This is a genomic window from Novosphingobium sp., from assembly GCF_965214355.1.
Classification (GTDB): domain Bacteria; phylum Pseudomonadota; class Alphaproteobacteria; order Sphingomonadales; family Sphingomonadaceae; genus Novosphingobium.
On record NZ_CBDCBI010000002.1, the window covers coordinates 296,344 to 322,773 of the forward strand.

The 26,430-nt window shown below is 64.4% G+C and carries 32 protein-coding genes; 17 read left to right on the forward strand and 15 right to left on the reverse strand.

Annotation, left to right across the window (positions count from 1 at the left end; genetic code table 11):
• The first annotated feature begins 24 nt into the window (after positions 1-24).
• Both ACOOE2_RS01945 and ACOOE2_RS01950 read left to right on the forward strand, forming a co-directional pair.
• Entirely contained in the window at positions 25-492 is a 468-nt protein-coding gene (locus ACOOE2_RS01945; protein WP_420381345.1) for a DUF2497 domain-containing protein, read from the forward strand.
• 3 nt (positions 493-495) lie between these two features.
• Positions 496-897 carry a (2Fe-2S) ferredoxin domain-containing protein gene (locus tag ACOOE2_RS01950; RefSeq protein WP_420381346.1) on the forward strand — a complete coding sequence of 134 codons (402 nt, stop codon included), beginning with the start codon at positions 496-498 and terminating at the stop codon, positions 895-897.
• Between the two features lie 58 nt (positions 898-955).
• On the opposite strand, the gene ACOOE2_RS01955 is transcribed toward ACOOE2_RS01950, so the two are convergent.
• Positions 956-1,558 (reverse strand): lysophospholipid acyltransferase family protein, encoded by a 603-nt coding sequence (locus ACOOE2_RS01955; protein ID WP_420381347.1) that lies wholly within the window; start codon positions 1,556-1,558, stop codon positions 956-958.
• A gap of 113 nt (positions 1,559-1,671) precedes the next feature.
• Here ACOOE2_RS01955 and ACOOE2_RS01960 point away from each other — a divergent pair, with 113 nt between their 5' ends.
• A complete protein-coding gene (locus ACOOE2_RS01960; protein ID WP_420381348.1) occupies positions 1,672-2,058 on the forward strand; it encodes a DUF983 domain-containing protein in 387 nt (128 codons plus the stop codon).
• Positions 2,059-2,074: 16 nt separating this feature from the next.
• On the opposite strand, the gene ACOOE2_RS01965 is transcribed toward ACOOE2_RS01960, so the two are convergent.
• The 4 genes from ACOOE2_RS01965 to ACOOE2_RS01980 all read right to left on the reverse strand — a co-directional run bounded on the left by ACOOE2_RS01965 (position 2,075) and on the right by ACOOE2_RS01980 (position 4,884).
• Complete coding sequence (locus tag ACOOE2_RS01965; RefSeq protein WP_420381349.1) at positions 2,075-2,758, reverse strand: glutathione S-transferase; 684 nt, start codon at positions 2,756-2,758, stop codon at positions 2,075-2,077.
• Positions 2,759-2,786: 28 nt separating this feature from the next.
• A complete protein-coding gene (locus tag ACOOE2_RS01970; protein WP_420384543.1) occupies positions 2,787-3,422 on the reverse strand; it encodes a 3-oxoacid CoA-transferase subunit B in 636 nt (211 codons plus the stop codon).
• Entirely contained in the window at positions 3,422-4,147 is a 726-nt protein-coding gene (locus tag ACOOE2_RS01975; RefSeq protein ID WP_420381350.1) for a CoA transferase subunit A, read from the reverse strand. The genes ACOOE2_RS01970 and ACOOE2_RS01975 overlap by 1 nt, the downstream gene beginning before the upstream one ends.
• Before the next feature lie 83 nt (positions 4,148-4,230).
• Complete coding sequence (locus tag ACOOE2_RS01980) at positions 4,231-4,884, reverse strand: HAD-IA family hydrolase (RefSeq protein WP_420381351.1); 654 nt, start codon at positions 4,882-4,884, stop codon at positions 4,231-4,233.
• A 138-nt stretch (positions 4,885-5,022) separates the two neighbouring features.
• Between ACOOE2_RS01980 and ACOOE2_RS01985 the strand changes: the two genes are divergently transcribed.
• The 8 genes from ACOOE2_RS01985 (at position 5,023) to dapE (ending at position 11,278) form a co-directional block, all read left to right on the forward strand.
• Positions 5,023-5,799: a methyltransferase domain-containing protein gene (locus ACOOE2_RS01985; protein WP_420381352.1), complete on the forward strand. Its 777-nt coding sequence runs from the start codon at positions 5,023-5,025 to the stop codon at positions 5,797-5,799.
• Between the two features lie 328 nt (positions 5,800-6,127).
• Positions 6,128-6,262 (forward strand): 50S ribosomal protein L34, encoded by a 135-nt coding sequence (gene rpmH, locus ACOOE2_RS01990; protein ID WP_420381353.1) that lies wholly within the window; start codon positions 6,128-6,130, stop codon positions 6,260-6,262.
• 24 nt (positions 6,263-6,286) lie between these two features.
• On the forward strand, positions 6,287-6,703 hold the full coding sequence (gene rnpA, locus ACOOE2_RS01995; RefSeq protein WP_420381354.1) for a ribonuclease P protein component: 417 nt from the start codon (positions 6,287-6,289) through the stop codon (positions 6,701-6,703).
• A gap of 53 nt (positions 6,704-6,756) precedes the next feature.
• Entirely contained in the window at positions 6,757-6,909 is a 153-nt protein-coding gene (gene yidD / locus ACOOE2_RS02000) for a membrane protein insertion efficiency factor YidD (protein ID WP_420384544.1), read from the forward strand.
• Between the two features lie 73 nt (positions 6,910-6,982).
• Positions 6,983-8,794 carry a membrane protein insertase YidC gene (gene yidC / locus ACOOE2_RS02005; protein ID WP_420381355.1) on the forward strand — a complete coding sequence of 604 codons (1,812 nt, stop codon included), beginning with the start codon at positions 6,983-6,985 and terminating at the stop codon, positions 8,792-8,794.
• A 3-nt stretch (positions 8,795-8,797) separates the two neighbouring features.
• Positions 8,798-9,466: a ribosome biogenesis GTP-binding protein YihA/YsxC gene (yihA, locus tag ACOOE2_RS02010; protein ID WP_420381356.1), complete on the forward strand. Its 669-nt coding sequence runs from the start codon at positions 8,798-8,800 to the stop codon at positions 9,464-9,466.
• Between the two features lie 16 nt (positions 9,467-9,482).
• On the forward strand, positions 9,483-10,157 hold the full coding sequence (locus ACOOE2_RS02015; RefSeq protein ID WP_420381357.1) for a glutathione S-transferase family protein: 675 nt from the start codon (positions 9,483-9,485) through the stop codon (positions 10,155-10,157).
• Complete coding sequence (gene dapE / locus ACOOE2_RS02020; protein WP_420381358.1) at positions 10,154-11,278, forward strand: succinyl-diaminopimelate desuccinylase; 1,125 nt, start codon at positions 10,154-10,156, stop codon at positions 11,276-11,278. The genes ACOOE2_RS02015 and dapE overlap by 4 nt, the downstream gene beginning before the upstream one ends.
• A gap of 30 nt (positions 11,279-11,308) precedes the next feature.
• Here dapE and ACOOE2_RS02025 read toward each other — a convergent pair whose 3' ends face one another.
• The 3 genes from ACOOE2_RS02025 to ACOOE2_RS02035 are packed head-to-tail and all read right to left on the reverse strand — an operon-like array spanning position 11,309 to position 13,759.
• Positions 11,309-11,887, reverse strand: a complete 579-nt coding sequence (locus ACOOE2_RS02025) for a Smr/MutS family protein (protein ID WP_420381359.1) — start codon at positions 11,885-11,887, stop codon at positions 11,309-11,311.
• A complete protein-coding gene (locus tag ACOOE2_RS02030) occupies positions 11,884-13,032 on the reverse strand; it encodes a murein transglycosylase A (protein WP_420381360.1) in 1,149 nt (382 codons plus the stop codon). Before ACOOE2_RS02030 ends, ACOOE2_RS02025 begins: the two co-directional genes overlap by 4 nt.
• Positions 13,033-13,081: 49 nt before the next feature.
• A complete protein-coding gene (locus ACOOE2_RS02035; RefSeq protein WP_420381361.1) occupies positions 13,082-13,759 on the reverse strand; it encodes a Tim44/TimA family putative adaptor protein in 678 nt (225 codons plus the stop codon).
• 266 nt (positions 13,760-14,025) lie between these two features.
• Here ACOOE2_RS02035 and secB point away from each other — a divergent pair, with 266 nt between their 5' ends.
• From secB to ACOOE2_RS02055, 4 genes are all read left to right on the forward strand, one after another.
• Entirely contained in the window at positions 14,026-14,544 is a 519-nt protein-coding gene (secB, locus tag ACOOE2_RS02040; RefSeq protein ID WP_420381362.1) for a protein-export chaperone SecB, read from the forward strand.
• 253 nt (positions 14,545-14,797) lie between these two features.
• Entirely contained in the window at positions 14,798-16,378 is a 1,581-nt protein-coding gene (murJ, locus tag ACOOE2_RS02045; protein WP_420381363.1) for a murein biosynthesis integral membrane protein MurJ, read from the forward strand.
• A gap of 5 nt (positions 16,379-16,383) precedes the next feature.
• Positions 16,384-17,406 (forward strand): tryptophan--tRNA ligase, encoded by a 1,023-nt coding sequence (gene trpS / locus ACOOE2_RS02050; protein ID WP_420381364.1) that lies wholly within the window; start codon positions 16,384-16,386, stop codon positions 17,404-17,406.
• A 146-nt stretch (positions 17,407-17,552) separates the two neighbouring features.
• The gene (locus tag ACOOE2_RS02055) at positions 17,553-18,239 is read left to right on the forward strand and encodes a DUF4136 domain-containing protein (protein WP_420381365.1); all 687 of its coding nucleotides are present in this window, start codon (positions 17,553-17,555) and stop codon (positions 18,237-18,239) included.
• Between the two features lie 161 nt (positions 18,240-18,400).
• Here ACOOE2_RS02055 and dut read toward each other — a convergent pair whose 3' ends face one another.
• Positions 18,401-18,853, reverse strand: a complete 453-nt coding sequence (dut, locus tag ACOOE2_RS02060) for a dUTP diphosphatase (RefSeq protein WP_420381366.1) — start codon at positions 18,851-18,853, stop codon at positions 18,401-18,403.
• The gene (gene coaBC, locus ACOOE2_RS02065) at positions 18,840-20,033 is read right to left on the reverse strand and encodes a bifunctional phosphopantothenoylcysteine decarboxylase/phosphopantothenate--cysteine ligase CoaBC (protein ID WP_420381367.1); all 1,194 of its coding nucleotides are present in this window, start codon (positions 20,031-20,033) and stop codon (positions 18,840-18,842) included. The genes dut and coaBC overlap by 14 nt, the downstream gene beginning before the upstream one ends.
• A gap of 77 nt (positions 20,034-20,110) precedes the next feature.
• On the opposite strand from coaBC, the gene ACOOE2_RS02070 reads away from it, so the two are divergent.
• On the forward strand, positions 20,111-20,515 hold the full coding sequence (locus ACOOE2_RS02070) for a hypothetical protein (protein WP_420381368.1): 405 nt from the start codon (positions 20,111-20,113) through the stop codon (positions 20,513-20,515).
• Between the two features lie 28 nt (positions 20,516-20,543).
• Here the strand turns inward: ACOOE2_RS02070 and ACOOE2_RS02075 are convergent, their stop codons facing one another.
• The 3 genes from ACOOE2_RS02075 to ACOOE2_RS02085 form a co-directional block, all read right to left on the reverse strand.
• Complete coding sequence (locus ACOOE2_RS02075; protein WP_420381369.1) at positions 20,544-21,680, reverse strand: acyltransferase family protein; 1,137 nt, start codon at positions 21,678-21,680, stop codon at positions 20,544-20,546.
• Between the two features lie 368 nt (positions 21,681-22,048).
• On the reverse strand, positions 22,049-23,623 hold the full coding sequence (gene ubiB, locus ACOOE2_RS02080) for a 2-polyprenylphenol 6-hydroxylase (protein WP_420381370.1): 1,575 nt from the start codon (positions 23,621-23,623) through the stop codon (positions 22,049-22,051).
• Between the two features lie 10 nt (positions 23,624-23,633).
• Positions 23,634-24,395: a class I SAM-dependent methyltransferase gene (locus ACOOE2_RS02085; protein WP_420381371.1), complete on the reverse strand. Its 762-nt coding sequence runs from the start codon at positions 24,393-24,395 to the stop codon at positions 23,634-23,636.
• An 81-nt stretch (positions 24,396-24,476) separates the two neighbouring features.
• On the opposite strand from ACOOE2_RS02085, the gene mutM reads away from it, so the two are divergent.
• Positions 24,477-25,289, forward strand: a complete 813-nt coding sequence (mutM, locus tag ACOOE2_RS02090) for a bifunctional DNA-formamidopyrimidine glycosylase/DNA-(apurinic or apyrimidinic site) lyase (RefSeq protein WP_420381372.1) — start codon at positions 24,477-24,479, stop codon at positions 25,287-25,289.
• 95 nt (positions 25,290-25,384) lie between these two features.
• On the opposite strand, the gene ACOOE2_RS02095 is transcribed toward mutM, so the two are convergent.
• Together ACOOE2_RS02095 and ACOOE2_RS02100 are read right to left on the reverse strand one after the other, a co-directional pair.
• Positions 25,385-25,567 carry a Flp family type IVb pilin gene (locus ACOOE2_RS02095; protein WP_420381373.1) on the reverse strand — a complete coding sequence of 61 codons (183 nt, stop codon included), beginning with the start codon at positions 25,565-25,567 and terminating at the stop codon, positions 25,385-25,387.
• Positions 25,568-26,004: 437 nt separating this feature from the next.
• Positions 26,005-26,187: a Flp family type IVb pilin gene (locus ACOOE2_RS02100; RefSeq protein ID WP_420381374.1), complete on the reverse strand. Its 183-nt coding sequence runs from the start codon at positions 26,185-26,187 to the stop codon at positions 26,005-26,007.
• Between the last annotated feature and the right edge of the window lie 243 nt (positions 26,188-26,430).

Genomic DNA, 26,430 nt, shown 5'->3' on the forward strand with positions numbered 1-26,430 from the left:
TTCAGGTCGGGGATCACACATAACATGCGTCAGGCGGGTGAACCCTCGGTCGAAGAAATCCTGTCGTCGATCAAGAAAGTGATCGCGCGCGACAGCCGCATCGATGCGGGAAAGCGTGATGGCGCGCGGATCGGGCGGGGCAACGATGTGCTCGATCTGAGCGAAGTCGCCGCGCAAGTGCTGGCAGCGCCGCCTGCTGCGGATGAGCCCGATACAAGCGCCGATATGAGCCCCGATTCAGGCAGTGACGGCGACGCGCTGCTCGGCGAAGAGACCACTGCGGCGATGCGCGATTCTCTGGCGGCGCTCGCCATGCTGGCGCAGCCGGGGGCGCGGCCGCAGATCGTGCGTTCGGGCGAAACGTCGCTCGAAGGGCTGGTGCGCGAAATGTTGCGCCCGATGCTGGCCGACTGGCTGGATCAGAATTTGCCGCCGATGGTCGAGCAGATGGTCGGCGCCGAAATCGCGCGAATCGTGCAGAAAAAGACCTGAAACATGAGCAAGCATAAAGCCGCCGATCCGGACACCATTGCCAAGGCCGAGCGCACGCTGGCCAAGCTGGGCGGATTTGCCACGCAGCGCCACATTTTCCTGTGCGTCGATCCCGACAAGGACAAATGCGCCCCGCGCAAGGCGGGCCGCGAAAGCTGGGATTTTCTAAAGCACAGGCTGGGCGAAGTCGGCCTTGGCGGCCATGCCGGCATCCTGCGCAGCAAGGTCGGCTGCCTGCGGGTGTGCCTCGCCGGGCCGATCGCGGTCGTCTATCCCGAAGGCGTCTGGTACCATTCGTGCAGCCCTCAAGTGCTCGAACGGATCATCACCGAACACCTGGGCGATGGCCGCGTGGTCGAGGAATACCGCCTGGATCCGCCGGTGCACGATCCGGCAGCTGACTGACCTGAAGCCCTTCCTCAATGGCCCTTCAGGGGGAGGGGGAGGGGGAGGGGGGAGGACTTTACCGCGCGCTTAGCGAGCCCCAATCGGCAATGCCGCGCCCGGGATGGCGCGGGGTGACGCCGCGATAGATCTCTGCCAGCTTCGCCATGTCCGCCTGGTAATCCCCGGTCGGCATGATTGCCGGGCCCAGCCCGCCGGTGCGCTTGGCATAGTCCATGAAGCCGACCACCATCGGCACGCCAGCGCCCATCGCGATATGGTAGAACCCGCTGCGCCACGATCCGACCTTGCTGCGCGTGCCTTCGGGCGCGATGGTCAGCGCAAAGCGATCGCGCCGGGCAAATTCCGCGATCATCGCGCCGACCATGTCGCCGCGCGCGCCGCGATTGACTTCGATCCCGCCCATGTCGCGCATGAACCCGCCGATCGGCCAGCGGAACAGGCTGTCCTTCGCCATGAAGTGCGGATTGATTCCCAGTTCGGCAGCCAGGCCGAGGAAATAGACGAAATCCCAATTGGAAGTGTGCGGCGCGGCGATGATCACATAGCGGCCATCGGCGGGCGGCGATCCTTGCGCACGCCAGCCCTGGCGGCGATAGAATGACAGCAGCGCAGCCTTGGCCAGGCGCGACCCCAGGCCGATCGGCCGATCGTCAGACATTCTTCAAATCCCCCGCCAAGCCCCCGTTTGGCCCTCGTTGGCCCTCGCGCATACACACACCGGTCCCTCGAGTCGAACGGCTTGCCGCACAGGCCGATGCAGGCCTACAGGGGGTGATCGAGACCACAGGAGCTATGCCGTTGGGCCTGATCCGCAATGAAACGCTCAAACGCATTCTCCAGTCCGGGTGGCACGGGACATGCCCGAAATGCGCCAAGGCCTCGATGTTCAAGGGCTGGCTCAAGCTGGCCGACACGTGCCCGGCGTGCGGGCTCGACTACAGCTTTGCGCATGCCGACGATGGCCCGGCATTCTTTGCGCTGTGCCTGACCGCGTTTCCGCTGGTGTTCGTCGCGGTGTGGCTGGAGGTGGAATTCAGTCCGCCGTGGTGGGTCCACGCGCTGGTCTCGGTGCCGATCCTGGCATTCGGCTGCCTCGGGTCGCTGCGCCCGTTCAAGGGCTGGCTGGTCGCGTCGCAATATCTGAACGAAGCGGCCTGACGCATAGGAGTTTGGGTCAGGAGGTCCGGTAATCGGCGGTGACCGTGCCGCAGCGCGCCAGATCGGCCTCGTGCTCCGCCTCGCGCCAGGTTTCGGCCAGCGCGGCAGTTTCCCATTCCAGCATCGCCGGATGCGCCAGCACGGCGGCGACCCATTGCGCGCCTTGTGGCCCGACATCGAGACCATATGTGCGGATGCGGAATGCGACCGGCGCATAAAACGCATCGGCTGCCGTAAAGGCCGCGCCAGCCAGCCACGGCCCGCCGAAACGGGTCAACCCTTCGGCAAAAATCTCGGCGATCCGGGTGATATCGCGCGCCAGGTCATCGCCGATCGCGGGCATTTTCACGCGCACGCCGACATTCATCGTGCACCGGTTGCGCAACGCCGAAAAGCCGCCGTGCATTTCTGCGACGATGGCCTGGGCATAGGCGCGTGCGGCCGGATCCTGCGGCCATACGCCCTGGTGCCGATCGGCCAGGTACAGCGTGATCCCCAGCGAATCCCACATCGTCACCGCGCCGTCGATCAGCGCGGGCACTTGTCCGGTTGGCGAAAACGCGCGGAATTCCGTCCAGTTCGCCGGCTTGGTAAACGACTCGATGCGGTCGGCAAAGACGATGCCGAGCGCGCGCATCAGCACCCACGGCCGCAAGGACCAGCTTGAATAGTTCCGGTTGGCGGTGATCAGCGTGTACATCGTGCCACGCCTATCACCGCCGGATTGTTCAGGCTAGATAGTGTGCCGTCGTCTTTGCCGCGATCTCGTCTGCCGAAACGCCGGTCGCGCATTCGACCAGGCGGAACGGCGTGTGATGATCGGCGCGGGCAAACACGCCAAGGTCGGTCACGATCATGTCGACGACGCCGACGCCGGTCAGCGGCAGCGTGCACGCCGGGATGAATTTGGGGCTGCCGTCCTTGGCGCAATGCTCCATCAGCACGATGATCTTCTTGACGCCGGCGACCAGGTCCATTGCCCCGCCCATGCCCTTGATCATCTTGCCCGGAATCATCCAGTTGGCGATGTCGCCATTTTCGGCGACTTCCATCGCGCCCAGCACGGTCAGGTCGATATGCCCGCCGCGGATCATCGCAAAGCTGGCCGCGCTGTCGAAATAGGCCGATTGCGGCAGTTCGCTGATCGTCTGCTTGCCGGCGTTGATCAGGTCGGGATCGACTTCGTCGTCATAGGGAAACGGCCCGATTCCGAGCATGCCGTTTTCCGATTGCAGCGTTACGGTCATCCCCTGCGGGATGTGATTGGCGACCAAAGTGGGAATGCCGATGCCCAGGTTCACATAAAACCCGTCATGCAGTTCGCGCGCGGCGCGCGCCGCCATCTCGTCGCGGGTCCAGCCCATCATGCACTCTCCGCTTGTGATTCAGATCTGGGGCGAACCGTTCGAAACTCGATTTTCTTGTCGTACGGCGCGCCGACGATGATCCGCTGCACATAGACGCCGGGCAGGTGGATCGCATCGGGATCGAGGCTGCCGGTGGGCACCATTTCCTCGACTTCGACGACGCACACTTTGCCGCAGGTCGCGGCCGGCACATTGAAATTGCGCGCGGTCTTGCGAAACACGACGTTGCCGGTCTCGTCGGCCTTCCACGCCTTGATCAGTGCCAGGTCGGCAAAAATCCCGCGTTCCAGGATATAATCCTGCCCGTCGAAACTCTTGACCTCCTTGCCCTCGGCCACCAGCGTGCCGACGCCGGTTTTCGTGTAGAACCCCGGAATGCCCGCGCCGCCGGCGCGCATGCGTTCGGCCAGGGTGCCTTGCGGACAGAATTCCACATCGAGTTCGCCCGACAGGAACTGCCGTTCGAACTCCTTGTTTTCGCCGACATAGGAAGAGATCATTTTTGCAACCTGGCGCGTGCGCAGCAGCTTGCCGATACCTTCGCCATCGATCCCGGCGTTGTTCGACGCGAAAGTCAGGTTCTTGACCCCGGATGCGCGGACCGCATCGAGCAGGCGCTCGGGCACGCCGCACAGGCCGAACCCGCCGCACGCAATCAGCAGGCCGTCGCGCAACAGCCCGTCAAGCGCGCTTGCGGCATCGGGAAAAAGCTTTCTGGCCATCATCCACTCCGTTTGGTCGCGGGATCCTTATGCGCTCCCCGCCGCCAATCCAATCCAAAAAATAGACTGCGCAGGCCGGCCGTTCAGGCGAGCGGCACGTTCAGCAGGGCGGACAGATCGGCCAGCGCCTGTTCGCCGCTTGTCACTTTGATGGCATGCATGCCCAGCGCCCTGGCCGGTTTGCAATTGATGCCCAGGTCATCGAGATAGATGCACGCCTCGGGCGTCAGGCCGAGATACTCGGTCATCATCGTGTAGATCTGCGGATCGGGTTTGCGCAAACCCACCTTCGCGCTTTCGATGACATGTTCGAACCGCGCGAACACGGCCTCCAGCGGATCGCCGGGATCGCGCGCCATGCCGGCGCCGTGGCCGGTGGGGACATTGTTGGTGATGCACGCCAGCCGGAACCCTGCCGCCTTCAACCGGTCAAGCGCCGTGACCATCGCCGGCCGCACTGCGCCGGCCAGCACGGCCAGCACCGATGCGCCATCGAGCGTATGCCCGGCCATCGCAGCCTCTTGCGCAAACAGGGCATCGAATTGCGCGGCATTGATTTCGGCGCGTTCGAACATCGCCCAGGCGTTGGTATCGGGATCGGCCGAATTGACGTGGCGGATGAAATCGTGCGGCAGGCCGCGCTCCGCCTCCAGCCGATTGAACGCTTCGAACGGGGATGTGGTGATCACCCCGCCGAAATCGAATATCACCGCTGAAAACGTGTGCGATGCCAGCATCCTGATCTCCTGTGTCGGGGTCCTGATTAACCGGGCAACCGTGCACGGCAAGCGTGCAATTGCGATTGACGGGCACGGGGCCTCGCGCCGATGCTGCAACCTGGGCGCAAAACTGCGCCGGGTTGGGGAAGGTGTCGTATGTCATCGAGATATGTTTCGATCGCTCTTGCCGCGCTGGCGGTGGCATCGCCTGCTGCGGCAAAGCCGCTGCACGACGATCACGCGCCGGTTTCGGCCGCACAGATCGCCGGCGCTGTCGCCGATCCAACGCGCGAGCCGGCCAATCGCGCGCTCGATGCCGGGCGCATGCCTGATGTCATGCTCGCCTTTGCGAAATTGCGCCGCGGCGATGTCGTAGCCGACTGGGGCGCGGGCAGCGGGTATTATTCCGAAATGCTGGCGGATGCGGTCGGCCCCAGGGGGATTGTCTATGCGATCGGCGTGGCGGCCAATTACGATGCCAAGGCGTGGGCGCCGGTGCTGGCGCATCACGACAACATCCGCCCGCTGTATGTGCCGGGCGAGGCCGAATCGCTGGCGCCGGCCAGTCTTGACGCCATCTTTGCGCATCTCGAATACCACGACCTGTACTGGTCTTCGGCCAAATACCATTATCCGGTGCGCGATGTGGACGCGGTCCTGCGCAACTGGTTTGCCGCGTTGCGCCCCGGCGGCCGCGTGGTGGTGATCGATCATGCCGCGACGGGCGGCGATCCGCGCGAAACCGCCGACAAGTTCCACCGCATTGATCCGGCGCGCGTGCGTGCCGATTTTGCGCGTGCGGGGTTTGTGCTCGATGGCGAAAGCACCGCGCTGCACCGTGAGGATGATCCCAGGACCGCGGTGGTGTTCGACCCCAAGGTGCGTGGCCATACTGATCGCTTCGCCATGCGCTTCATCAAGCCGCAAAGATAAAAGGTCGCACTTGAGGTTTTTGCATATGCGAGCGTTCATTTCGCACTTGCACAATAACGGTATGTGGTGCATACCGATGCTGCCTTTCAGGCATCCTCTCCCAAACTTTTCAGCCCGGCCGGCAACGGCCGGGCTTTTTTTGTCCGTCCGTGTCCTTCGCCGGAATTGGGGGGTGTGTGGGCGGGGTCGTGCATGACCTGCCTTGCGAACTTGACGCAAAGCCCGCGATTGCGTATCGGCCACCCCCTGATTCCCGTGTGCGACCCCAAGGGGGGCATTCGTCCATTCGAGCATAAATCTGTCCATTCGAACATAAAAGAGCATACCCATGAAGCGCACTTTCCAGCCCAGCCTTCTCGTCCGCGCGCGCCGCCACGGTTTCCGTGCACGCACCGCAACGGTGGGCGGCCGCAACATCCTGCGTGCGCGTCGCGCCCGTGGCCGGAAAAAGCTGTCGGCCTGACGCCGGAGTATTCGGGGCTGCGCTGTGACGGATGACCGCGCAGCAGTACCCGGTACGCGCCTGAGCCTGGGTATTGTCCGCAAACGCGCGGATTTTGTCGCAGCAAACCATGGAGTCCGGGTCGCAAGGCCCGGCTTTGTGCTGTTGGTAAAACAGCCCGCAGCCAACCGGGACGGCGTGCGCTTTGGCGTGACGGTCACGCGCAAGATCGGCAATGCGGTCGCGCGCAATCGCATGAAGCGCCGCTTTCGCGCACTGTTGCGCGAGATCCTGCCCGAGCAGGGTATCGCCGGCGCCGACCACGTACTGATCGGGCGCGAAGGCGGTATCGAGCGCGATTTCGCGGCGCTGCGCACAGAGCTCCAGGCGGCGCTGGCGCGTATCGCCGCCGGCAAGGGCGATCCACCGCGCAAGCCGAAGCACGGCGGCAAAGGCCGGTGAAACGCCTGTTGATCCTGCTTGTGCGCGGCTGGCAGATCGGCCCTTCGGCGGTGATGCTGCCCTCGTGCCGCTACAGCCCGAGCTGTTCGGCCTATGCGATCGAGGCGCTGGAACGGCACGGTGCGTTTAGGGGTGGTTGGCTGACGTTGAAGCGGCTATTGCGCTGCCAACCGTGGGGTGGCTGCGGGTTTGATCCGGTTCCCTAGACCTGTCTGACGGCGGTTTGGGGCGCGCTGCGTTCCCTTTACCCCCACATCGAAAAATTGAATGCGAGGCACAGTGGAAAATCAGCGCAACATGATCCTGGCGGTGGTCCTGATGGGGGTCATCCTGATCGGCTGGCAATTCGGGCTGGGCTATATCTATCCGCACATGGGCACGAAGCCCGCCGTCGTTGCAACCGCGCCTGCCACGCCTGCCTCCACCCCGCTTGCGCATGCCGCCGCGCCCGGCGCCGATGCTGCGCCGGCCAAGCCGACGCGCGAAGGCGGATTGCAGGCACCCCAGGATCTTGCCGCCGAAGCGAGCGACCTGAAAACTGCGCTGGCCTCGCCCACGCGCGTGGCGATCGTCGCGCCCGACGTCATGGGCTCGATCAATCTGTCGGGCGCGGTGCTCGATGACCTGACGCTCAACCGCCATCGCGAAACCACCGACCCCAACAGCCCGCCGGTGCGCCTGTTTTCACCCGCCGGCAGCCCGGCGCAGCATTTCGCGCAAGTCGGCTGGATCGGCGATAACGGATTGGCGACGCCCAATGGCAGCACGCTGTGGCAGGCCGATGGCCCGCGCCTGACGCCGGCAACCCCGGTCACGCTGCACTGGACCAACCCGACCGGGCAGACGTTCACGCTGAAATACGCGATCGACGATCATTACATGATCACTGTCGCGCAAAACGTGACCAACGATGGCGCGACGCCGGTGTCGGTGCGCCCGTTCGCGCAAGTCAACCGGACCGACCGCACCGCCAGCCTCGACACCTGGCAGGTGCATTCCGGCCCGATCGGCGCATTCGATGGCGCGGTCGATTTTTCCAGCAAGTACACAGGTGTCGCCGCTGCCAATGCGATAACCCATGCCGGCGTGCCCAACTGGATCGGGTTCACCGACATCTACTGGCTGTCGGTGCTGATCCCCGATACGGCGTCCCATCCGGTGGGCAGCTACCGCGCGCTGGGTGGCGGACTGTTCCGCGCCGACCTGGTCTATCCGGCGGTCGTCGTCGCGCCGCATCAGACCATCGGCCAGAATTTGCGCGTATTTGCCGGCGCCAAGGAAAACGCGCTGCTCGAAGCGTACGAAAAACAGGGCATTGCCAACCTGTCGCTGTCGATCGACTGGGGCTGGTTCCGCTGGTTTGAAAAGCCGATTTTCTGGCTGCTCGACAGCCTGTTCAAGGCGGTCAAGAATTTCGGCGTCGCGCTGATCTTGCTGACGCTGATCGTGCGCGGGGCGATGTTCCCGATTGCGCAGCGCCAGTTTGCCTCGATGGCGGCGATGCGCGCGATCCAGCCGAAGATGAAGGCGATCCAGGAGCGCTACAAGGACGACAAGCCGCGCGCGCAGCAGGAAGTGATGGCGCTGTACAAGTCCGAAGGGGTCAATCCGCTGGCCGGATGCCTGCCGATGTTCTTGCAGATTCCGGTGTTCTTCGCGTTGTACAAGGTCCTCGTGCTGACGATCGAAATGCGGCACCAGCCGTTTGTCGGCTGGATCCACGATCTGTCCGCGCCCGACCCGAGCCATGTGCTCAATCTGTTCGGCCTCCTGCCGTTCGAACCGTCGGGCTATTTCGGCCTGGGCGTGCTGGCGATTGCGCTCGGCACGACGATGTGGCTGCAGTTCAAATTGCAGCCCGCCGCGATGGACCCGTCGCAGCAGCAGGTGATGTCGATCATGCCGTGGATGATGATGTTCGTGATGTCGACATTCGCCTCGGGGCTGCTGATCTACTGGATCACGTCGAACCTGCTGACGATCGGCCAGCAGCGCTATCTGTATAGTCGTCATCCGCAATTGAAAGCGCAGGCGAACAAGGACCAGACCGACATCGACCGCGTCGTCAAGCGCGACGGAAAGAAGACCTGAGCGATGGTATCGAAAACCGGACCCGATGCGGAAGGCCTGCGCCTCGCAGCGCTCGAGGAACGGGCCAGTGCGCTGTTTTCAGGCCGCGTGGAGTTCCTGAAATCGGCACCCGCGCTCAAATTCCTGCCCGATCCGGTCGAGCCCGAGATCGCGTTTGCCGGCCGCTCGAATGTCGGCAAATCGTCGCTGCTCAATGCCGTGACCGGGCGCAAGTCGATCGCGCGCGCCTCGGTCACGCCGGGCCGTACGCAGGAATTGAACTGGTTCGAGGTCGGTGAGCCCACGGTCATGCGGCTTGTCGACATGCCCGGCTATGGCTTTGCCAAGGCGCCGATCAAGGTCGCCGAGGCCTGGCGCAAACTGGTGCGCGACTTTCTGCGCGGGCGGGTCGTGCTCAAACGCACATTGCTGCTGATCGATTCGCGCCACGGCGTGAAAGAGGTCGATAGCGAGATGATGACGATGCTTGATGAAGCCGCGGTCGGCTATCGCATCGTGCTGACCAAATCGGACAAGGTCCGCGCCGAGGACCTGGCCGAAACGCTTGCCGCGACGCAAGCGGTCGCACGCAAGCATATCGCCGCGTTTCCCGGCGTGCTGGTCACGTCGGCGGAAAAACGCACGGGGATAGCCGCCTTGCGCGCCGCGATCCTGGAAGATTCCGAAATCTGAACAACGGCGGGTCATGATGAAACTGGTGATCGGTAATCGCAGGTATTCGAGCTGGTCGTTGCGCGGCTGGCTGGCGTGCCGCCAATCGGGCCTGCCGTTCGATGTCGAAGTGGTCTCGCTGTACGACGGCGACTGGAACCACGAACAGCGCACCAATCCGCTGCTCGCGCCGTCCGCCGGCAAGGTACCGATCCTGTGGGACGGGGAAACCGTCGTGTGGGACAGCCTGGCGATCATGGACTATCTTGTCGATCGGCTGGTCGATGATGGGGTCGGGCGCGAACGGTTCTGGCCGCAGGGTCGCGCCGCCGCTGCCCTTGCGCGCTCGCTGGTCGCCGAAATGCATGGCGGGTTCATGGCGCTGCGCAGCGCAATGCCGTTCAATCTGGGCCGCAATGGCGCGCCGGTGCCGCTGTCGGACGCCGTGGTTGCCGATATCGACCGGATGCTGACCTTGTGGGCGGAAGCACGCGCGCGGTTCGGACAGGGCGGGCCGTATCTGTTCGGCACGTTCGGCGCCGCCGATATTGCGTTTGCGCCGGTGGCGCTGCGCTTTGTCAGCTATGGCGTGGAACTGCCCGGCTTTGCGCAGAGCTATGTTGCCGCATTGAACGAACACCCCTGGATCGTAGCATGGCGCGCGCAGGCAGATGCCGAACCCTGGACCATAGAACGGTTTGAAATCGCATGACATCAGACCCGGTTATCCTGGCCGAACGTCTGATCGCCTGTGACAGCGTGACGCCCGCAACCGGCGCCGTGTTTGCCGAGCTGGAGGCGCAATTGGCGCCGCTGGGCTTTGCCGTGCACCGCTTCGTGGCAGGCGAAGCGCCCGACGGTCCGGTCGAAAATCTGGTTGCCGTGCGCGCGGGTCCCGCCGGCAGCCGCCATTTCGCGTTCGCCGGGCATCTCGATGTCGTGCCCGCCGGCGAAGGCTGGACCAGCGCGCCATTTGCGCCCGAACGGCGCGGCGATCTGCTGTACGGGCGCGGCGCGGTCGACATGAAGGGCGCAATCGCGGCGATGGTTTCTGCCGTCGCGACGATTCCGGCGGCTGCCGGCACGATCAGTTTCCTGATCACCGGCGATGAAGAAGGCCCGGCACGGTTCGGCACGGTCGAGATCATCGCGCATTTGCGCCAGACCGGCCAGATGCCCGACTTGTGCCTGGTGGGCGAGCCGACATCGGCACAGCGGCTGGGCGATATGGCCAAGATCGGCCGACGCGGATCGCTCAACCTGTGGTTCACCGCGCCAGGCACGCAAGGCCACGTGGCATACCCGCATCTGGCCGACAATCCGATCCCACGGCTGATCGCGCTGCTGGCCGAACTCGATGCGATCGAGCTCGACCAGGGCAGCGATTGGTTTCAGGCTTCGAACCTGGAGATAACCGATCTCGAAGTTGGCAACCGCGCGACCAATGTCATTCCGGCCGAGGCACGGGCGCGCGCGTCGATCCGGTTCAACGATCTGCACAGCGGCGCGGATCTGGTCGCGCGCGTGACGGATATCGCCGGTCGCCACCGTGTGGCGGTGCGCGCGGTGATTTCGGGCGAGGCCTTCCAGACGATGCCCGGTGCATTTTCGGCGCTGGTGGGTGATGCGGTCGAGGCGGAAACCGGGATCACGCCCGAACTGTCGACCACCGGCGGAACGTCGGATGCGCGGTTCCTGCGCGCGGTATGCCCGGTGATCGAATTCGGCCTGTCCAACGCGACGATGCACAAGACCGATGAAGCGGTGGCGATGGCGGACCTGGTGGTGTTGGCGCGGATTTACCGGCGGATAGCAGTGGCGGCGCTGGCATAGACGTGAAGCCCCCTCCCTTCAGGGGAGCAATCAGCGCCGTTTTCTCAGCACGATATACACTGCACCCGTGCCGCCATGGCGCGGGGTGGCGCCGCGTACGGCGGCGATGTGGCCCGCGTGGGGGCTGTGGGCCAGCCAGTCGACCAGCTTGGCGCGGATTGCGCCGCGGCGGCTGCCACGCTGGTCCTGTTCGTCGTGCGGACGCGGTTTCCCCGCGATCAGGAGGATCACGCGTGCGCCGATCGCCAGCGCCTGCGCGATGCCGCCGTTGAGCCGCGCATGTGCGGTATCAAGCGTCATGCCATGCAGGTCGATCGTGATATCGGGCGTGATCGTGCCGCGCGCCAGTTTGCGATCCCAGGAACCGTCGAGCCCATCGGTCGTCAACACCTGCTTTTTCGGAGGCGCGGGTGGGGGCAGCAACGGCGCGGGAACCCGCCCGCGCACGCGTACGACGGGTAGATTGGCAGGCACGCCGGGTACCACGGCCGGCGCCGGAACAGGCTGCGGCGGCGCAGGCTTCACCGGATGCAGCGGCGTGACTGTCGCGGCGACTTTGCGCCACAGCGCGCTTTCCTCCGCGCTCAATCCGCGCGGAGGGCGGCTCATCGCCCGATAACGCGCGCAAGCACTCCGCGCGGCAGCAGGATCAGCGCCTGCCCGCGCGCGCTCATTCCGCCTGCGATCCGGCGCGCATCGGCGCCTGCGCCCCAGAAACTGTCGAACCGGTTGGCGCCCTTGATCGCGCCGCCGGTATCCTGCGCGATCCACAGTCCGCCGACTTCGGCGCGGTCGGTGGTCAGGAACACCGGTGCGCCCAGCGGCACGAAGGCGGGATCGGCAGCGAGCGTGACGCGCGGCGTAACCGGGATCGACATTGCGCCCACCGGGCCGGTGGTGGGGTCGCCGGCGATCGCGGTGGTGTCGCGGAAAAAGATATAGCTGCGGTTCTGGTCCATCAGCGCCTGGCCCTGTTCGGGGTTTTCGCGGATATAGCGCAGGATGCCCTGCATCGATCCGGGATATTGCCCGGGTCCGGTGCCGATCAGGCCTTGCGCATTCATCACGCTGCCGATGCCGGTGTAGGCATAGCCGTTTTCCCCGGCATAGCCGATGCGCATGATCGTGCCGTCGGGCGCGCGCAACCGGCCCGAGCCTTGCACCTGCAAGAAGAACAGCTCGGCGGGATCGGCGGCATAGGCGATTTCCAGACCTCGTCCGGCAAGCGCGCCGGCCTCGATCTGCGCCCGATCCCAATAGGGCACGAACAGGCCGTTGGCGTCATAGCGGCCAAGCGGTTGATGACCATCGGGATTGGGTGGGGCATCGCCCGGTTTGGCGCGCACCAGATCGGGCGGCAGGCGATAGACCGGCACCGTGTAGCCGGGCAGCGGCACACGCGAGCCGGCGATTTCGGGCTCGAAATAGCCGGTGACATATGTCGCACCGCTGCCGACTTGCGCAGTTTCAAACCACGCGTTGAAAAATCCCGGGGCATCGCCCTGTGGCCATGTCACCGCCGCCCGGCAAGCCGGCGCCCAATCCTGCGGCATCGTCAATCCGCTGGCGTCGGTGCGCAGCGCGAGGCGCGGGCAGCTTGCCAAAAACGCCTTGAGCGCGGCCGAGGCGGCAAAAGGCGTCAGCGACAGCGCGGCGACGGCCGGCCCATGCTGCACGCTCAGCCGGACGGCATTCGTGGCAACCGGCGGGTTGACCTGGATCGTGGGAGGAACGACGTGGCCGCAAGCCGACATCAGCGCGAGCGTCAGCAGCAGTGCTGCTGATTTGATCCGGATCAGGGGTTCAGCCCTGGTCGGCTTCGTCGAGCTGCCAGTCGGGATCGCGCGAAGTCAGATCGCGGGTAAAGGTCCACAGATCGCGGCTTTCGATCGCATCGTTCAGCGATCCGGCGACGACCAGGCCGTCGCCATTGCGCGTGACCGAGGCGATGTCGGCAACGAAACGCACCTGGATGCGTGCAACGGGTGTTTCGTAATCGGCCGAAACGATGCGCGCGTCGTTGATGCGGATCAGGCGTGCATCGATCGCATCGCCCGCTTCGCTGCGCACATCGATCGCGGCGGCGAAACCTTCATAGACCGCGCGTTCGCACAATTGGGCCAGCGCGTCCTTGTCGCCGCGCCAGTACGTGTCGAGCACCATGCCATAGGCGGCCTTGGCGCCGGTCAGAAAGAGCGTGACGTCGAACCGGCGATCGGCCGAGATGATCGCGCGGATGCCGGTTTCGGCACCGGCGTCGAATCCGGTGGGTTCGGGCGCGGGAGCTGACGCGCGCGGCGCAAGCGGCGTCTTGTCCGCCAGCTTTGTCGGCATCGGACGCGGCGTTGCCTGCGGGTCGGCTTGTTCAAGCCGGCGGCGCAGCGGCTCATCGCTGTCTTGCGAGCGACGGCCGAGAACGGCGTAAAGCCGGAGGACCAGAAACACAGCGATCATCGCCAGGATGACAATTTCAACAATCACGCGCCAATTCCCGCTTCTGCACCCGTTTCGGTACGGGGGGCGGCAAACTCGCGAAGAATCGCGCGCCTGCCGAAACATTCGAAACACAGTGTGCCCGAGATAGATACGATTTACAAATGAACAACCGATGGACGGAGCTTTGTTGCATTTCCGAGGCAAAAAAGCTGGCGCGCGCCGCATTGGGTTAACCCGCCGGGTGGTTGCCGATCCCCGGCGCAGGTGCTAGGCGCGCCGGTCAGAGAGCAGCTACGACGAAAGCACGATCCATGGCCGACGAAGGCAACATCATCAGCAACCTCAATTTCGACCAGCCGGCCCCGAATGGTGAAGACACCAGCCCCGCGATCGGGTTCATTTCGCAGTATGTGAAAGACCTTTCGGTCGAAAATCCCAACGCGCCCGAAAGCTTCCAGTGGCCTGATGCCCCTGAAATGTCGATCGATTTCAACATCGCCGCGCGCAACGTCGGCCCCGATGTTCACGAAGTCGAACTGAAGATCAAAGCCGTCGCCAAAGCCGCGCAGGGCACCGCCTATATCGTCGAGCTGGCATTCGGCGGCCTGGTCGCGATGCGCAATATCCCCGATGATCAGGCGCATCCGTTCCTGTTTGCCGAAGCGCCGCGCATGCTGTTTCCGTTTGCCCGCCGGGTGATCGCCGATGCCGTGCGCGATGCCGGGTTTGCGCCGCTGATGCTCGAACCGATCGATTTCAACGGGTTGTACTTCGCGCAATTGCAGCAGCAGGCCGAAGCCTCGGTCGCCAACCCGATGGGCGAAGCCTGATCGTGGATGGGGCCCGGATCATTGCCGGGTCCCGCCATCTGCGGCAAAAAGGGCCTCCGGCGGCCGAGGGCCATTGCCCTTGGATCCCGGGATTTTTGGATTCGCGCTACTTGGCCTGCGCGCTCCCGCTGCAAAGCGGCTTTGACGACTGCCGCTTCGCGGCGGGGCGCAAACGCAAGGTCGGTCTCCAGGTCAAGCCAGTAACGGGATCCAAGGGCAATAGCCCTTGGCCGCCGGAGGCATCCCACTCCCGATGAACCTGCTCAAAGCCACCGGGACCATCGGCGGATTGACGCTGATCAGCCGCGTGCTCGGGCTGGTGCGCGACAGCCTGTTTGCGCGCTATGTCGGCGCCAGTTTTGCGTCGGACGCGTTTCTGGTCGCATTCCGCCTGCCCAACATGTTTCGCGCGCTGTTTGCCGAAGGCGCGTTTGCTTCGGCGTTCATTCCCATGTTCAACCAGAAGGTCGGCGATGAAAAGGGGCGCGGACTGGCCGACGGGCTGGTCTTTGCCGAACAGGCGCTGGCGGTGCTGCTGCCCGTGCTGATCGGCATGACGGTGCTGCTGGAAGTGTTTGCGTGGCCGGTGACGTTGCTGCTGTCGGGCAAGTTCCATGGCGTTTCGGCGCAGGATTTCAATTTTGCGGTGTCGTTGTCGCGGATGACGATCCCCTATCTGATGCTGATCAGCCTGGTGTCGCTATTCGGCGGGATACTCAATTCGCTGCACAAATTCTGGGTCAATGCCGCGGCGCCGATCCTGCTCAACGTTACGCTGATCGGTGCGCTGGTGGTGTTTCACGATCATGATCCGATGGCGACCGCGCGCAACCAGGCGATTGCAGTATCGGTGTCGGGGGCGCTGCAACTGGCGTGGCTGGGCTGGTCGTGCCGGCAGAACGGGGTCAATCTGCGGCTGCGCTGGCCGCAGCTGAATCCTGCGGTCAAACGCCTGATGGCGCTGATCCTGCCGGCGGCGGCGGGTGCGGGCGCCGCGCAGATCAATCTGGTCATCTCGACCGCGCTGGCGGCGTCGCTGCTGCCGCATGGCTCGGTCACGTATATCTACATGGCCGACCGGCTGAACCAGCTGCCGCTCGGGCTGATCGGCATCGGGTTGGGCACGGTCCTGCTGCCGACGATTTCGCGGCAATTGGGCAAGGGCGAGGATCTGGCCGCGCTCGATACGCAAAATCGCGGTATGGAACTGGCGTTGCTGCTGACATTGCCCGCCACTGCCGCGCTGGTGGTGTGCGGCGAACCGATCGCGGCGGCGCTGTTCGGCTATGGCCGGTTTACCGCCACCGATACGCATTTCACCGCGCAGGCGCTGGGCGCGTTTTCGATCGGATTGCCCAGCTATATCCTGGTCAAAGTGCTGACGCCGGGGTTTTACGCGCGGCAGGATACGCGCACGCCGGTGCGCTATGCGCTGATCTCGATGGCGGTCAATCTGGTGGGCAATCTGGTGCTGATCGTGCCGTTGCACCATGTCGGGCCGCCGCTGGCGACCGCGATCGCGTCGACGGTCAATGTGGCACTGCTGTACCGCCGGCTGGTGCGGCGCGGGGATTTCATCGCCGACCGGCGCTTGCGTCGGCGCGCGCCCCGGCTGGTGCTGGCCGCGCTGGTGATGGGCGCGGTGCTGTGGCGCGGCCAATTGCTGATCGTGCCGTATGTCCATGGCTCGTGGATGATGCGGTTTGCGGCGCTGGGCGCGCTGGTGACCGGCGGCATGCTGGTCTATGGGCTGGCCACGGTGGTGATGGGTGCGTTTTCGCGCGATGATATCGCCATGTTGGTGCGCCGCCGCCGCCCGGCCAGAGGAGTGTGATTTCGATGCGTATTGTTTCGGGCATTCAGCCGACCGGCGATCTTCACCTCGGCAATTACCTGGGCGCGATCCGCAACTGGGTGGCGATGCAGGACGAATGGACTGCCAAGGGCGCGACGTGTCTGTATTTCCTGGCCGATCTGCATGCCATTTCCATGCCGCATGTCCCGGCCGATCTGTCCGCCAGCACGCGCGACATGGTTGCTGCGCTGGTGGCTTGCGGCATCGATCCCGATCGCTCGGTGCTGTTCAATCAGGCGCAAGTGCCGGCGCACGCCGAATTGCAGTGGCTGCTGAATGGCACCGCGCGCACCGGCTGGCTGAACCGCATGACGCAGTGGAAGGACAAGGCGGGCAAGAACCGCGAAGGCGCCTCGGTCGCGCTGTATACCTATCCGGTGCTCCAGGCCGCCGATGTGCTGTTGTATCAGGCGACGCATGTGCCGGTGGGCGAGGACCAGAAACAGCATCTGGAACTGGCACGCGACATTGCGCAGAAATTCAACAACGATTTCGCCAGCGAAGACGCGCCGGTGTTTACCCTGCCCGATCCGATCATCCCGCCGGAGGCCGCGCGGATCATGTCGCTGCGCGATGGCAGCGCCAAGATGAGCAAATCCGACCCGTCGGACCAGAGCCGCATCAACCTGACCGATGATGCCGACACGATCATGCAGAAGGTGAAAAAGGCGCGCACCGATCCCGAGCCGTTGCCCGGCGAAGCCGCCGGCCTTGCCGACAGGGCAGAAGCGCGCAATCTGGTGGGCATCTACGCGGTGATGTCCGGGCGCGATGTCGCGTCGGTGCTGGCGGAATTCGGCGGGCAGGGGTTCGGCGCGTTCAAGCCCGCGCTGGGCGATCTGCTGGTCGACCGGCTGGCGCCGATCGGCGCGCGGTATCGCGAATTGCGTGCGGACAGGTCCGCGCTCGATGCGATCCTGGCGCGGGGTGCGCAAAAGGCCCGTGTGCTGTCGCGGCCGACGCTTGAGGCAGCCTATGCGGCGCTGGGCCTGGTGACGTCTGCGTAATTCGCCTGCCCCGGGTATCACAGGGGCTGGTCAAGCGGGCAAAGCTGGGGCAAATTGGCTTTCGTTATCAAATGCAAAGGGTCTGCAGTACCGTCCGCGTTTAACCGTGGTCACGGCGCCGCAAGGCCGATCGGGAGTGGTAAGACATGGGTAGCAAGCACCGGTTTCCGTTTCGGTCGATCGCAGCGATCGCCATGCCGCTGGCGCTCGTCGCCACCGGCCTGTCGGGCTGCGCGGAACCGTTCAATGCCAATGTCTCGCGCTTTCACCGCGAATTGCCCGCGCCGCAGGGTCAGACTTTTGCCGTCGTCGCCGAAAATCCGCGCAACGCCGGGGGCCTCGAATTCGGGCAATACGCCAGCCTGGTCGGCGACCAGTTGCGCAAGCTGGGCTATGTCGCGGGTGATCCGGCGACATCGGACCTCGTGGTCGAATTCGATTATGGTGTCGACAAGGGTCGCGACCGCATCAGCATGTTCGGCCCCGATCCGTTCTGGGGCCCCTGGCGCGGATACGGTCGCGGATACGGGCGCGGCTGGGGCTATGGCGGCGGGTTTGGTGGCGGTTTCTACGGGCGCGGCTGGGGTTACGGCCTGTACGATCCGTGGTTCAACGATGTCGATGTGACGACGGTGTATACCAGCGGCGCCGATATCGTGATCAAGCGTCGCAGCGATGGACAGCGCGTGTTCGAAGGCAAGGCGCAGGCGGTGTCGCCGTCGAACCGGCTGGCTTATGTCGTGCCCAACCTGGTCGAGGCACTGTTTGCAGGGTTCCCCGGCCATTCGGGCGAAACCGTGCGCATTTCGATCGCGCCTGAAAAGAAGAAGTAAAAAATCCTCCCCGGAACGGGGAGGGGGACCACGCGAAGCTGTGGTGGAGGGGCCGTGCCTCATGGCGCAAACGTTGCGGCAACGCGCCTGCAGCGTCACGCCCAGCCGAGACGCCCCTCCGTCAGCCCTGCGGGCTGCCACCTCCCCGTCCCGGGGAGGCTTTACTGGCCCGTCGAGCCAAACCCGCCGATGCCGCGCACGGTGTCATCCAGTTCGTCGACTTCCAGCCACGACGCGCGTGTCACCGGCGCCAGCACCAGCTGCGCGATCCGGTCGCCGCGCTGGACGACGAAGGTCGTATCGCCCAGATTGATCAGGATCACTTTCAGCTCGCCGCGATAGTCGCTGTCGATCGTGCCCGGGGTGTTGGGCACGGTGATCCCGTGTTTGAGCGCGAGCCCCGATCGCGGGCGCACCTGGATTTCGAACCCGGGCGGGATTGCCAGCGCGAGGCCCGTGGCCACCGCGTGGCGCATGCCCGGCGCGATCGCGGCGTCTTCGGCCGCGACCACATCCATGCCTGCCGCGCCGTGGGTTGCGTAATCGGGCAGCGGCAGATCGGCGTTGCCGGGCAGGCGGCGCACCATGACGGGGACGGTTTCAGGCGAGTGCATCGGCAACCTTTGCAATGATGGCCGTGGCAACGTCCGCCTTGGCCATGCGCGGCAGGCTTTCGGTGCCTGCCGCGGAGATGATATGAACGGTGTTGTCTGCGCCGCCCATCACATCGCCCGACACATCGTTGGCGATGATCCAGTCGGCGCCCTTGCGCGCGCGTTTGGCCCGGGCATGGTCGATCACGTTTTCGGTTTCGGCGGCGAACCCGATGAGCAGGCGCGGGCGCATGACTGCCGCGCCAAGACCTGCAAGAATATCGGGATTTTCAATCAGTTCGAGTGGCGCGATACGTCCGCTGCCATCCTTCTTGCGCTTTTGCGGCGATGCGCCGGCGACGCGCCAGTCTGCCACGGCGGCGACCATGATTGCAACGTCACAGGGTAGCGCGGCATCGACTGCATGGCCCATGTCTACCGCGGTTTCGACGTCGATACGCATCACCCCCGGCGGTGTGGGCAGCGCGACCGGGCCGGCGACCAGCGTGACCCGCGCGCCCGCCTGCGCGGCCGCAGCCGCCAGCGCAAAGCCCTGCTTTCCACTCGACCGGTTGGCGATATAGCGCACCGGGTCGATCGGCTCGTGCGTCGGCCCGGCCGTAACCAGCACATGCTTGCCCGCCAACACCTGCGGTGCAGACAGGTGCGCGCGTATCGCGTCCAGGATCGCCAGCGGTTCGGGCAGGCGGCCCGGGCCGAATTCGCCGCAGGCCATCGCGCCCTCGGCGGGCTCCATCACCGAGACACCGCGCGCGCGCAACGTCGCGACATTGGCGACGGTTGCGGCGTGCTGCCACATCCGCACGTTCATCGCCGGCACTGCCAGGACCGGCTTGTCGGTGGCAAGCAACAGTGTCGTCGCCAGATCGTCGGCCATGCCCGCCGCCATCCGCGCCATCAGGTCGGCCGTCGCCGGACACACCACGACCAGGTCGGCCTGGCGCGACAGCTGGATGTGGCCCATCTCGACTTCGTTTTTCAGATCCCACAGCGTGGTGTGCACCGCGTTCTCGCTCAGCGCGGCCAGCGTCAGCGGGGTGACGAAATGTGATCCGCCTTCGGTCAGCACGCATGTCACATCGCCGCCGTCGCGCCGGATCAGACGGATGAGCTCTGCCGCCTTGTAGGCCGCGATGCCGCCGCCGATGACCAACAGGATGCGCGTGGAGGATGGCAACATGGCTGCTTCTTGCATTGGCGCGGCGACTGGCGCAATCCCTTTGCACCCCCCGCCCGAAACCGAAACGGAAACCCGCGATGCGCTTGGCCCTGACTGCCCTGATTTTCATGATCGGCCTGTTCGATCTGTTCGTCGCCGCATCATTCCTGTTCAACCCGCTTTCGATCGCGCAGAGCCTGGGCGTCGTGCCGATCGCAGCGGCGGGCATTTCGACGTTGCGCGCCGATTTTACCGCGTTTTTCGGTGTGGCCGGGGCCGCGATGATGTGGGGCGCATGGCGCCGCAATGCCGATCTGATGCTGGTGCCGCTGTTGTTGTTTGCGGTTGCGTTCGCATCGCGTGCGTTCGACCTGGTGATCACGGGTGCCTATCCGGGCTGGCCGGCGCCGATGGCGGTCGAACTGGTCGAAGTCGTGCTGCTGCTCGCCGGCTGGCGTTTCCTGCCGCACCATCGCATTGCGGAGCTGACCGAGGGTTTATAAACGGCGGCGGGCAGCTGCCATTCTGGCGTCAGGGCTCGTGCTTCATCCGCTCAGCCCAGCGCAACACCATGCGCTGCGCCGGCCGCTCGATCCAGCGATGCGAGGCAAACCCCGCGCCGATGGCCAGGACGATGAACCCCACCAGCACCACCGGCTCGCGAAACACATGGCGCGTGTGCCACACTGCATCGACCGCCAGCACGATCGCCAGCTGCAGTGGAAAATGCCACAGGTAGATGCCATACGACGCATCGCCCAGCTTGCGCCCCAGCCGCAACCGGTCGTGCGGATCGCTCAGGTCGATCGCCAGCGCGGCACACAGCGCCGCAAATGTGCCGAGCAGGATCGCGGCGTCGTGCCCGTGAACCTTGACCCCCGACAGCCACCACGCAGACAGCCCCAGCACCGGCGACAGCACGATCAGCCCGCGAATGGACAGCCACCCCCGCAGCACGGCGCCATACAACGCTGCACCCGCAAAGAAATAGCCGACGCAATTGGCCACCGGAACAAGCTTTGCCGCCAAAGCCTGCGGCGGCGCGTTGGGCGGCAGGACATTGTCGAAGATCAGCACGAACATCGCGGCCGCCACCGGCATGGCCAGCCCCAGTGGCACGCGTCGCAGCGCGGGCAACAACAGCCAGAACGCGATATAGGCGACCATTTCGGTCGATAGCGACCACGTCGGGCCATTGTACGACTGGTTGTCCTGGATGCCCCAGTATTGCGCCATCTCCAGGTTGAGCAGGAAATGGCGCAGATCCTGATGGTTATAGATGAATGCCATGCCGTGCGTGCGGGCATAAACCCCCTGCAGCACCGCCACGATCACCAATGTCAGCAGATGCAGCGGCCACAACCGCGCCAGCCGGGCCAGCCAGAACCGCCCGCGCCCCTTCGTATCGGCAAGATAGACATGCGCAAAGACGAATCCCGACACGGCCCAGAAGTATTCGACCGCGACATGGCCATAATCATAGAGCCACGCGATCTGCGCATAGAACGGTGAAATCGAGCGCCGCACATGGAATTCGAATGTGACCGGCGGCACGAAGAAATGCTGGTAATGCCAGAACAGCACTGCGCATGCGGCAAGCAGTCGTGAGAAATCGAGCGCGTTGAAATGGCGTTTGGGCAGGCGCAGGGGTGTTGCGATGGGGGGCATTCAATGGGTTCCCGCCGGCCCATTCAAAAAGCGCTCCCCCTGAAGGGGGAGAGTTGGGTGGGGGATTACGATGCCGGTGGCGGGACCGCCATGCACGCATCGTATCGTGTCCGTCATTCCCGCGCAGGCGGGAATGCAGACTGGGCGCAAAGTGGTGAGGTTTGTGCGTGGCGCCCAGTCTGCATTCCCGCCTCCGCGGGAATGACGAGAGAAATGGCTTATCGAATTTGGATAGATGTTCGAAGGCATGCGCAGTGCTTGAATCTCGTAGTCCCGCGGGGAGGGGCTAAAAAAAGGCAAGGTTACAAACCGCAGGTCAAGACAGTAACGGGATGCAAGGGCGATGGCCCTTGCCCGCCGGAGGCCCTTCAACCCCACCAGCCCGAAGCCAGCCCCAGCCCATAAATCCCCGCGCCCGCCCCGGCGGCGGCCGCATGCGTGACCAGCGTGCCAAACCACCCACGCTCCGGGGAACGCTCGCGTTTGTCCCACATCAGCGAAATATCGGGCAAAGGCGGTGCCTCGGGCGCGCCGCCTTTGGCGGGGAAGCGATCCTCGATCCGCCGGACCAGGTCGGGGATGCGCAGCAGTGTCGCGCCGTCTTCGCGCAGGCGGTCGGCGATAGCGGCTTCGGGGCCCAGTTCGTCGCGGATCCAGCTGCGCACGAATGGCGCGGCGGTGTCCCACATGTTGATCGCGGGATCGAGTTGTGTCGCGATGCCTTCGACCATGACCATGGTTTTCTGCAGCAACAGCAAGTGTGGCTGTGTCGCCATGTCGAAATCGCGGGTGATCGCAAACAGGCTTTCCAGCATCTGGCCGACCGACAGTTCGCTCACCGGTTTGCCGCGCATCGGTTCGCCGACAGCGCGCAGGGCAGTCGCGAATTCGTCGACCGAGTGGTAGCTTGGCACGTATTGCGCTTCGAAATGGATTTCGGCGACGCGCTTGTAATTGCCGGTGGTCAGGCCGTAGAGAATTTCCGCAAGCCACTGCCGTGCGCGACGGTCGATGCGGCCCATGATGCCGAAATCGATCGCGACGATCGTGCCGTCGGCGGCGACGAACAGGTTGCCCTGGTGCATGTCGGCATGAAAATATCCGCCACTGATCGCCTGGGTCAGGAAAGCGAGGACCAGCCGTCTGGCCAGGTCCTGGCGATCGTGGCCGGCAGCGTCGAGCGCGGCGACATCGCTGATCTTGACGCCCTGGACCCAATCGAGCGTCATCACCCGGCCATTGGTGCGGTCCCAGTCGATTGACGGCACGCGGTACCCGGGGAAGGCGTGCATGACGTCGGCGAGTTCGGAGGCGGAGGCGGCTTCGCGCCGGAAATCGAGCTCGCGCAAGGTCCAGCGGCGCAAGTTGGCGATGACCATGCGCGGGCGCAGGCGGCGGGTTTCACCACCGAGTGCTTCGAGATGCGCGGCCGCCCATTCGTAAGTCGCGATATCGGCGTTGAATTTTTCACGCACCCCGGGGCGCAGCACCTTGACCGCGACATCGCGGCCATCGATCGTGGTGGCGCGGTGAACTTGCGCGATCGACGCGGCGCCGACCGGTTCTGGATCGAAAGTGGCAAACAGCGTTTCGAGCGGGACTTCAAAGCTCGCTTCGATTTCGCGGCGGATCGCGGAAAATTCCACCGGCGGCAACTGGTCCTGCAAACTCAGCAGGTTGCGCGCGGCCACGTCCCCAACGATGTCGGGCCGTGTGGCCAGCGTCTGGCCCAGCTTGATCGCCGCGGGGCCGATCGCGCGGAACGCACCGGCATAATCGGGCTGTTTGGGCTGGACCGTGCCCAGCCGCGCAATCCGGCACAGCCGCCGCACGGGCGCAGGCGTGTTCCGGTCGCGCTCGATACCGCGCAGCGCGCCATGGCGGGCAAGGATCCGGCCCCAGCCCAGCAGGCGGCGGATATGGACGAGATCTGACAGCGTCACGGTGAAGGGTTTAAACCTTCCAGCCGGAATGGATCGCAACCAGGCCGCCCAGGATCGGTTCGACTTTGACGCGCACGAATCCAGCCTCGCGGATCATTGCGGCAAAGGCGGGCATTGGCGGAAAGCGGCGGATCGATTCGACCAGATAGCGGTACGAATCGGCGTCATCGGCGATCACCTTGCCGATTTGCGGCACGACATGGTGCGAATAGGCATCATAGACTTGTGCAAAACCGGGCCACTGCGTGGTCGAAAATTCCAGGCAGAAAAACCGTCCGCCGAATTTCAGCACGCGGTGCGCTTCGGCCAGGGCGCGATCGATATGCGTGACATTGCGGATGCCGAACGCGATCGTATAGGCATCGAAGCGGCGATCGGCAAAATCGAGCATTTCGGCATTCTGGCATGACCAGTCGAGCCCGCTGATTGCGCGCTTTTCGGCGCGTTCGATCCCGACGTCCAGCATGTCCTGGTTGATGTCGGACACGGTGACATGCGCGCCGCGTTTGGCCATGCGGAACGCGATGTCGCCGGTGCCGCCGGCCATGTCGAGGATCGCTTCGCCCTGCTGCGGCCGGACGCGCGCGACGAAGCGGTCTTTCCACAGGCGGTGCATCCCGCCCGACATGGCGTCGTTCATCACGTCGTAGCGCCTGGCAACGTTGGAAAAAATCGCGCCCACGCGCGCGACTTTATCGGCCGCTGGAATGTCGTCGTATCCGAAGGAGGCGGTTTCGCCCGGCGCGTCGCCGTGAATATCGCTGTGTGTCATCCATGGGCTTTAGTATTTGTTTCCAAATTCGCCAATCGGCGAATTGGGGTTAAGAGGGCGCTCCTCATCACAGGGATTGCGATGCCTGAACTGCCTGAAGTCGAAACCACTGTCCGGGGCCTGGCGGCCGTGCTCGCCGGCGACCGCCTGGTGCGCGTGGCGGTCCATCGCCCCGATCTGCGCCGGCCGTTTCCGGTCGATCTGGTGCAGGCGATGACCGGCGCGCGGATCGATACGCTGGGGCGGCGCGCAAAATATGGCCTGCTCCATACCGATCGCGCGCAGACGATGGTGTTTCACCTGGGAATGTCGGGCCGGTGGCGCATCGATCCGGGCGAAATCGGCAAACACGATCATCTGGTGCTCGAAACGGCCAGGGGCCATGTGCTGGCGCTGAACGATGCGCGGCGATTCGGGTCGGTCGATCTGGTCGATAGCGCGCTGCTGGACGCCTGGCCGTCGTTTGCGGTGCTCGGTCCCGAACCGCTGGGCCCCGGCCTGACCGTGGCGCATCTGGCGCGCGCGTTCGAATCGCGCATCGCGGCTATCAAATTGCTGCTGCTCGATCAGCGGATCGTGGCGGGCCTGGGCAATATCTATGTGTGCGAAGCGTTGCACCGTGCGCATATCGATCCGGCCAAGCCGGCGGGCGCGGTGTCGCGCGCGGCGCTGACGCGGCTTGTGCCCGAAATCCGCAATGTCCTGACCGAGGCGATCGAGGCGGGCGGATCGACCTTGCGCGATTATGCCAGGCCCGATGGCGAGCTCGGCTATTTTGCGAAAGACTGGCGCGTTTATGGCCGCGAGGGCGAGCCATGCGCGTGCGGCGGCACGGTTCAGCGCATGGTTCAGGGCGGGCGATCGACGTTTTTCTGCCGACGCTGCCAAAAGTAAGCGATTGTTTCGAAGGTGTGTGGCCCTTCTCATTACAAACGAAAAAGGGGGGCAGGTTTCCCTGCCCCCCTTAATTCGTCTCGATCGGCTAGCTCTTAGAGCTTGCCGGCCTGAGCGTTGGTCATCTGACCCGAAACGTACGAGAACGTGTTCGAGAGCGAGTTGCCCAGCGAACCCATAGCCGTGATTGCAGCGACAGCGATCAGAGCGGCGATCAGGCCGTATTCGATTGCAGTTGCGCCGGCTTCGTCTTTCAGGATGCGATTGATCAGTGTCATGGTTATTCCCCTAAAGATGCCGCTCATGTCCCCGGAGTGGCAAGACCGTCTCTAGGCAAAAGTCGTAAATCACCCGTTAAAGCCGGCGCAATGAATCACGATTATCGCGCGTATTTCGGCGCAAACGGCGGTGCCTGCTGGTAAATGGACCATAAAGCTGTCCCGATGCTGGACGAAGGTCATCAATCGGTCGCCATTGTCGTTTGGCCCCGCTTGGCAAACGAATCGCACATGACGCCATGCGTGCAACTGCGTAACGCGCGCCATCAGCCCAATACGCACTGTTATGGCAGACCTGATCGGGCACCTGTCCGTTGTCGGCATGGCGAAGCCAGTTGGTGCGGCTGGCCACGCAAATCGCGCCAGGGCGCTGCCAAAGAAAAAGGGGGCAGGTTGCCCCGCCCCCTTTTCGGGAATATCGGACGATGCAGCAGTCGTTACAGCTTGCCGGCCTGCGCATTGGTCATCTGGCCCGAAACGTACGAGAACGTGTTCGACAGCGAATTGCCCAGCGAACCCATCGCGGTGATTGCCGCCACGCTGATCAAAGCTGCCATCAGGCCGTATTCGATCGCCGTCGCACCGGCGTCATCTTTCAGGATGCGATTGATCAGTTTCATGCGATGTCCCCTTGGTGGCACGTGACGGCCAGTCTGTTGTATGGCAGGGAATTTAATTGGTCCGGGTAAAACAAGTGTTAACCTATGCTCCACGGTCGGCAGTTCGTCCCGGAAACGCAGTACGCGCGACAATTTGATACGAGCGAAGACATCCGGCCGTAAACCATCGCACCCGGCGGCCAAACCGACGCAACGCCGTTGCATCGTGCAATGTCCTATTAGCTTTTTTAGGCTAACGTATAC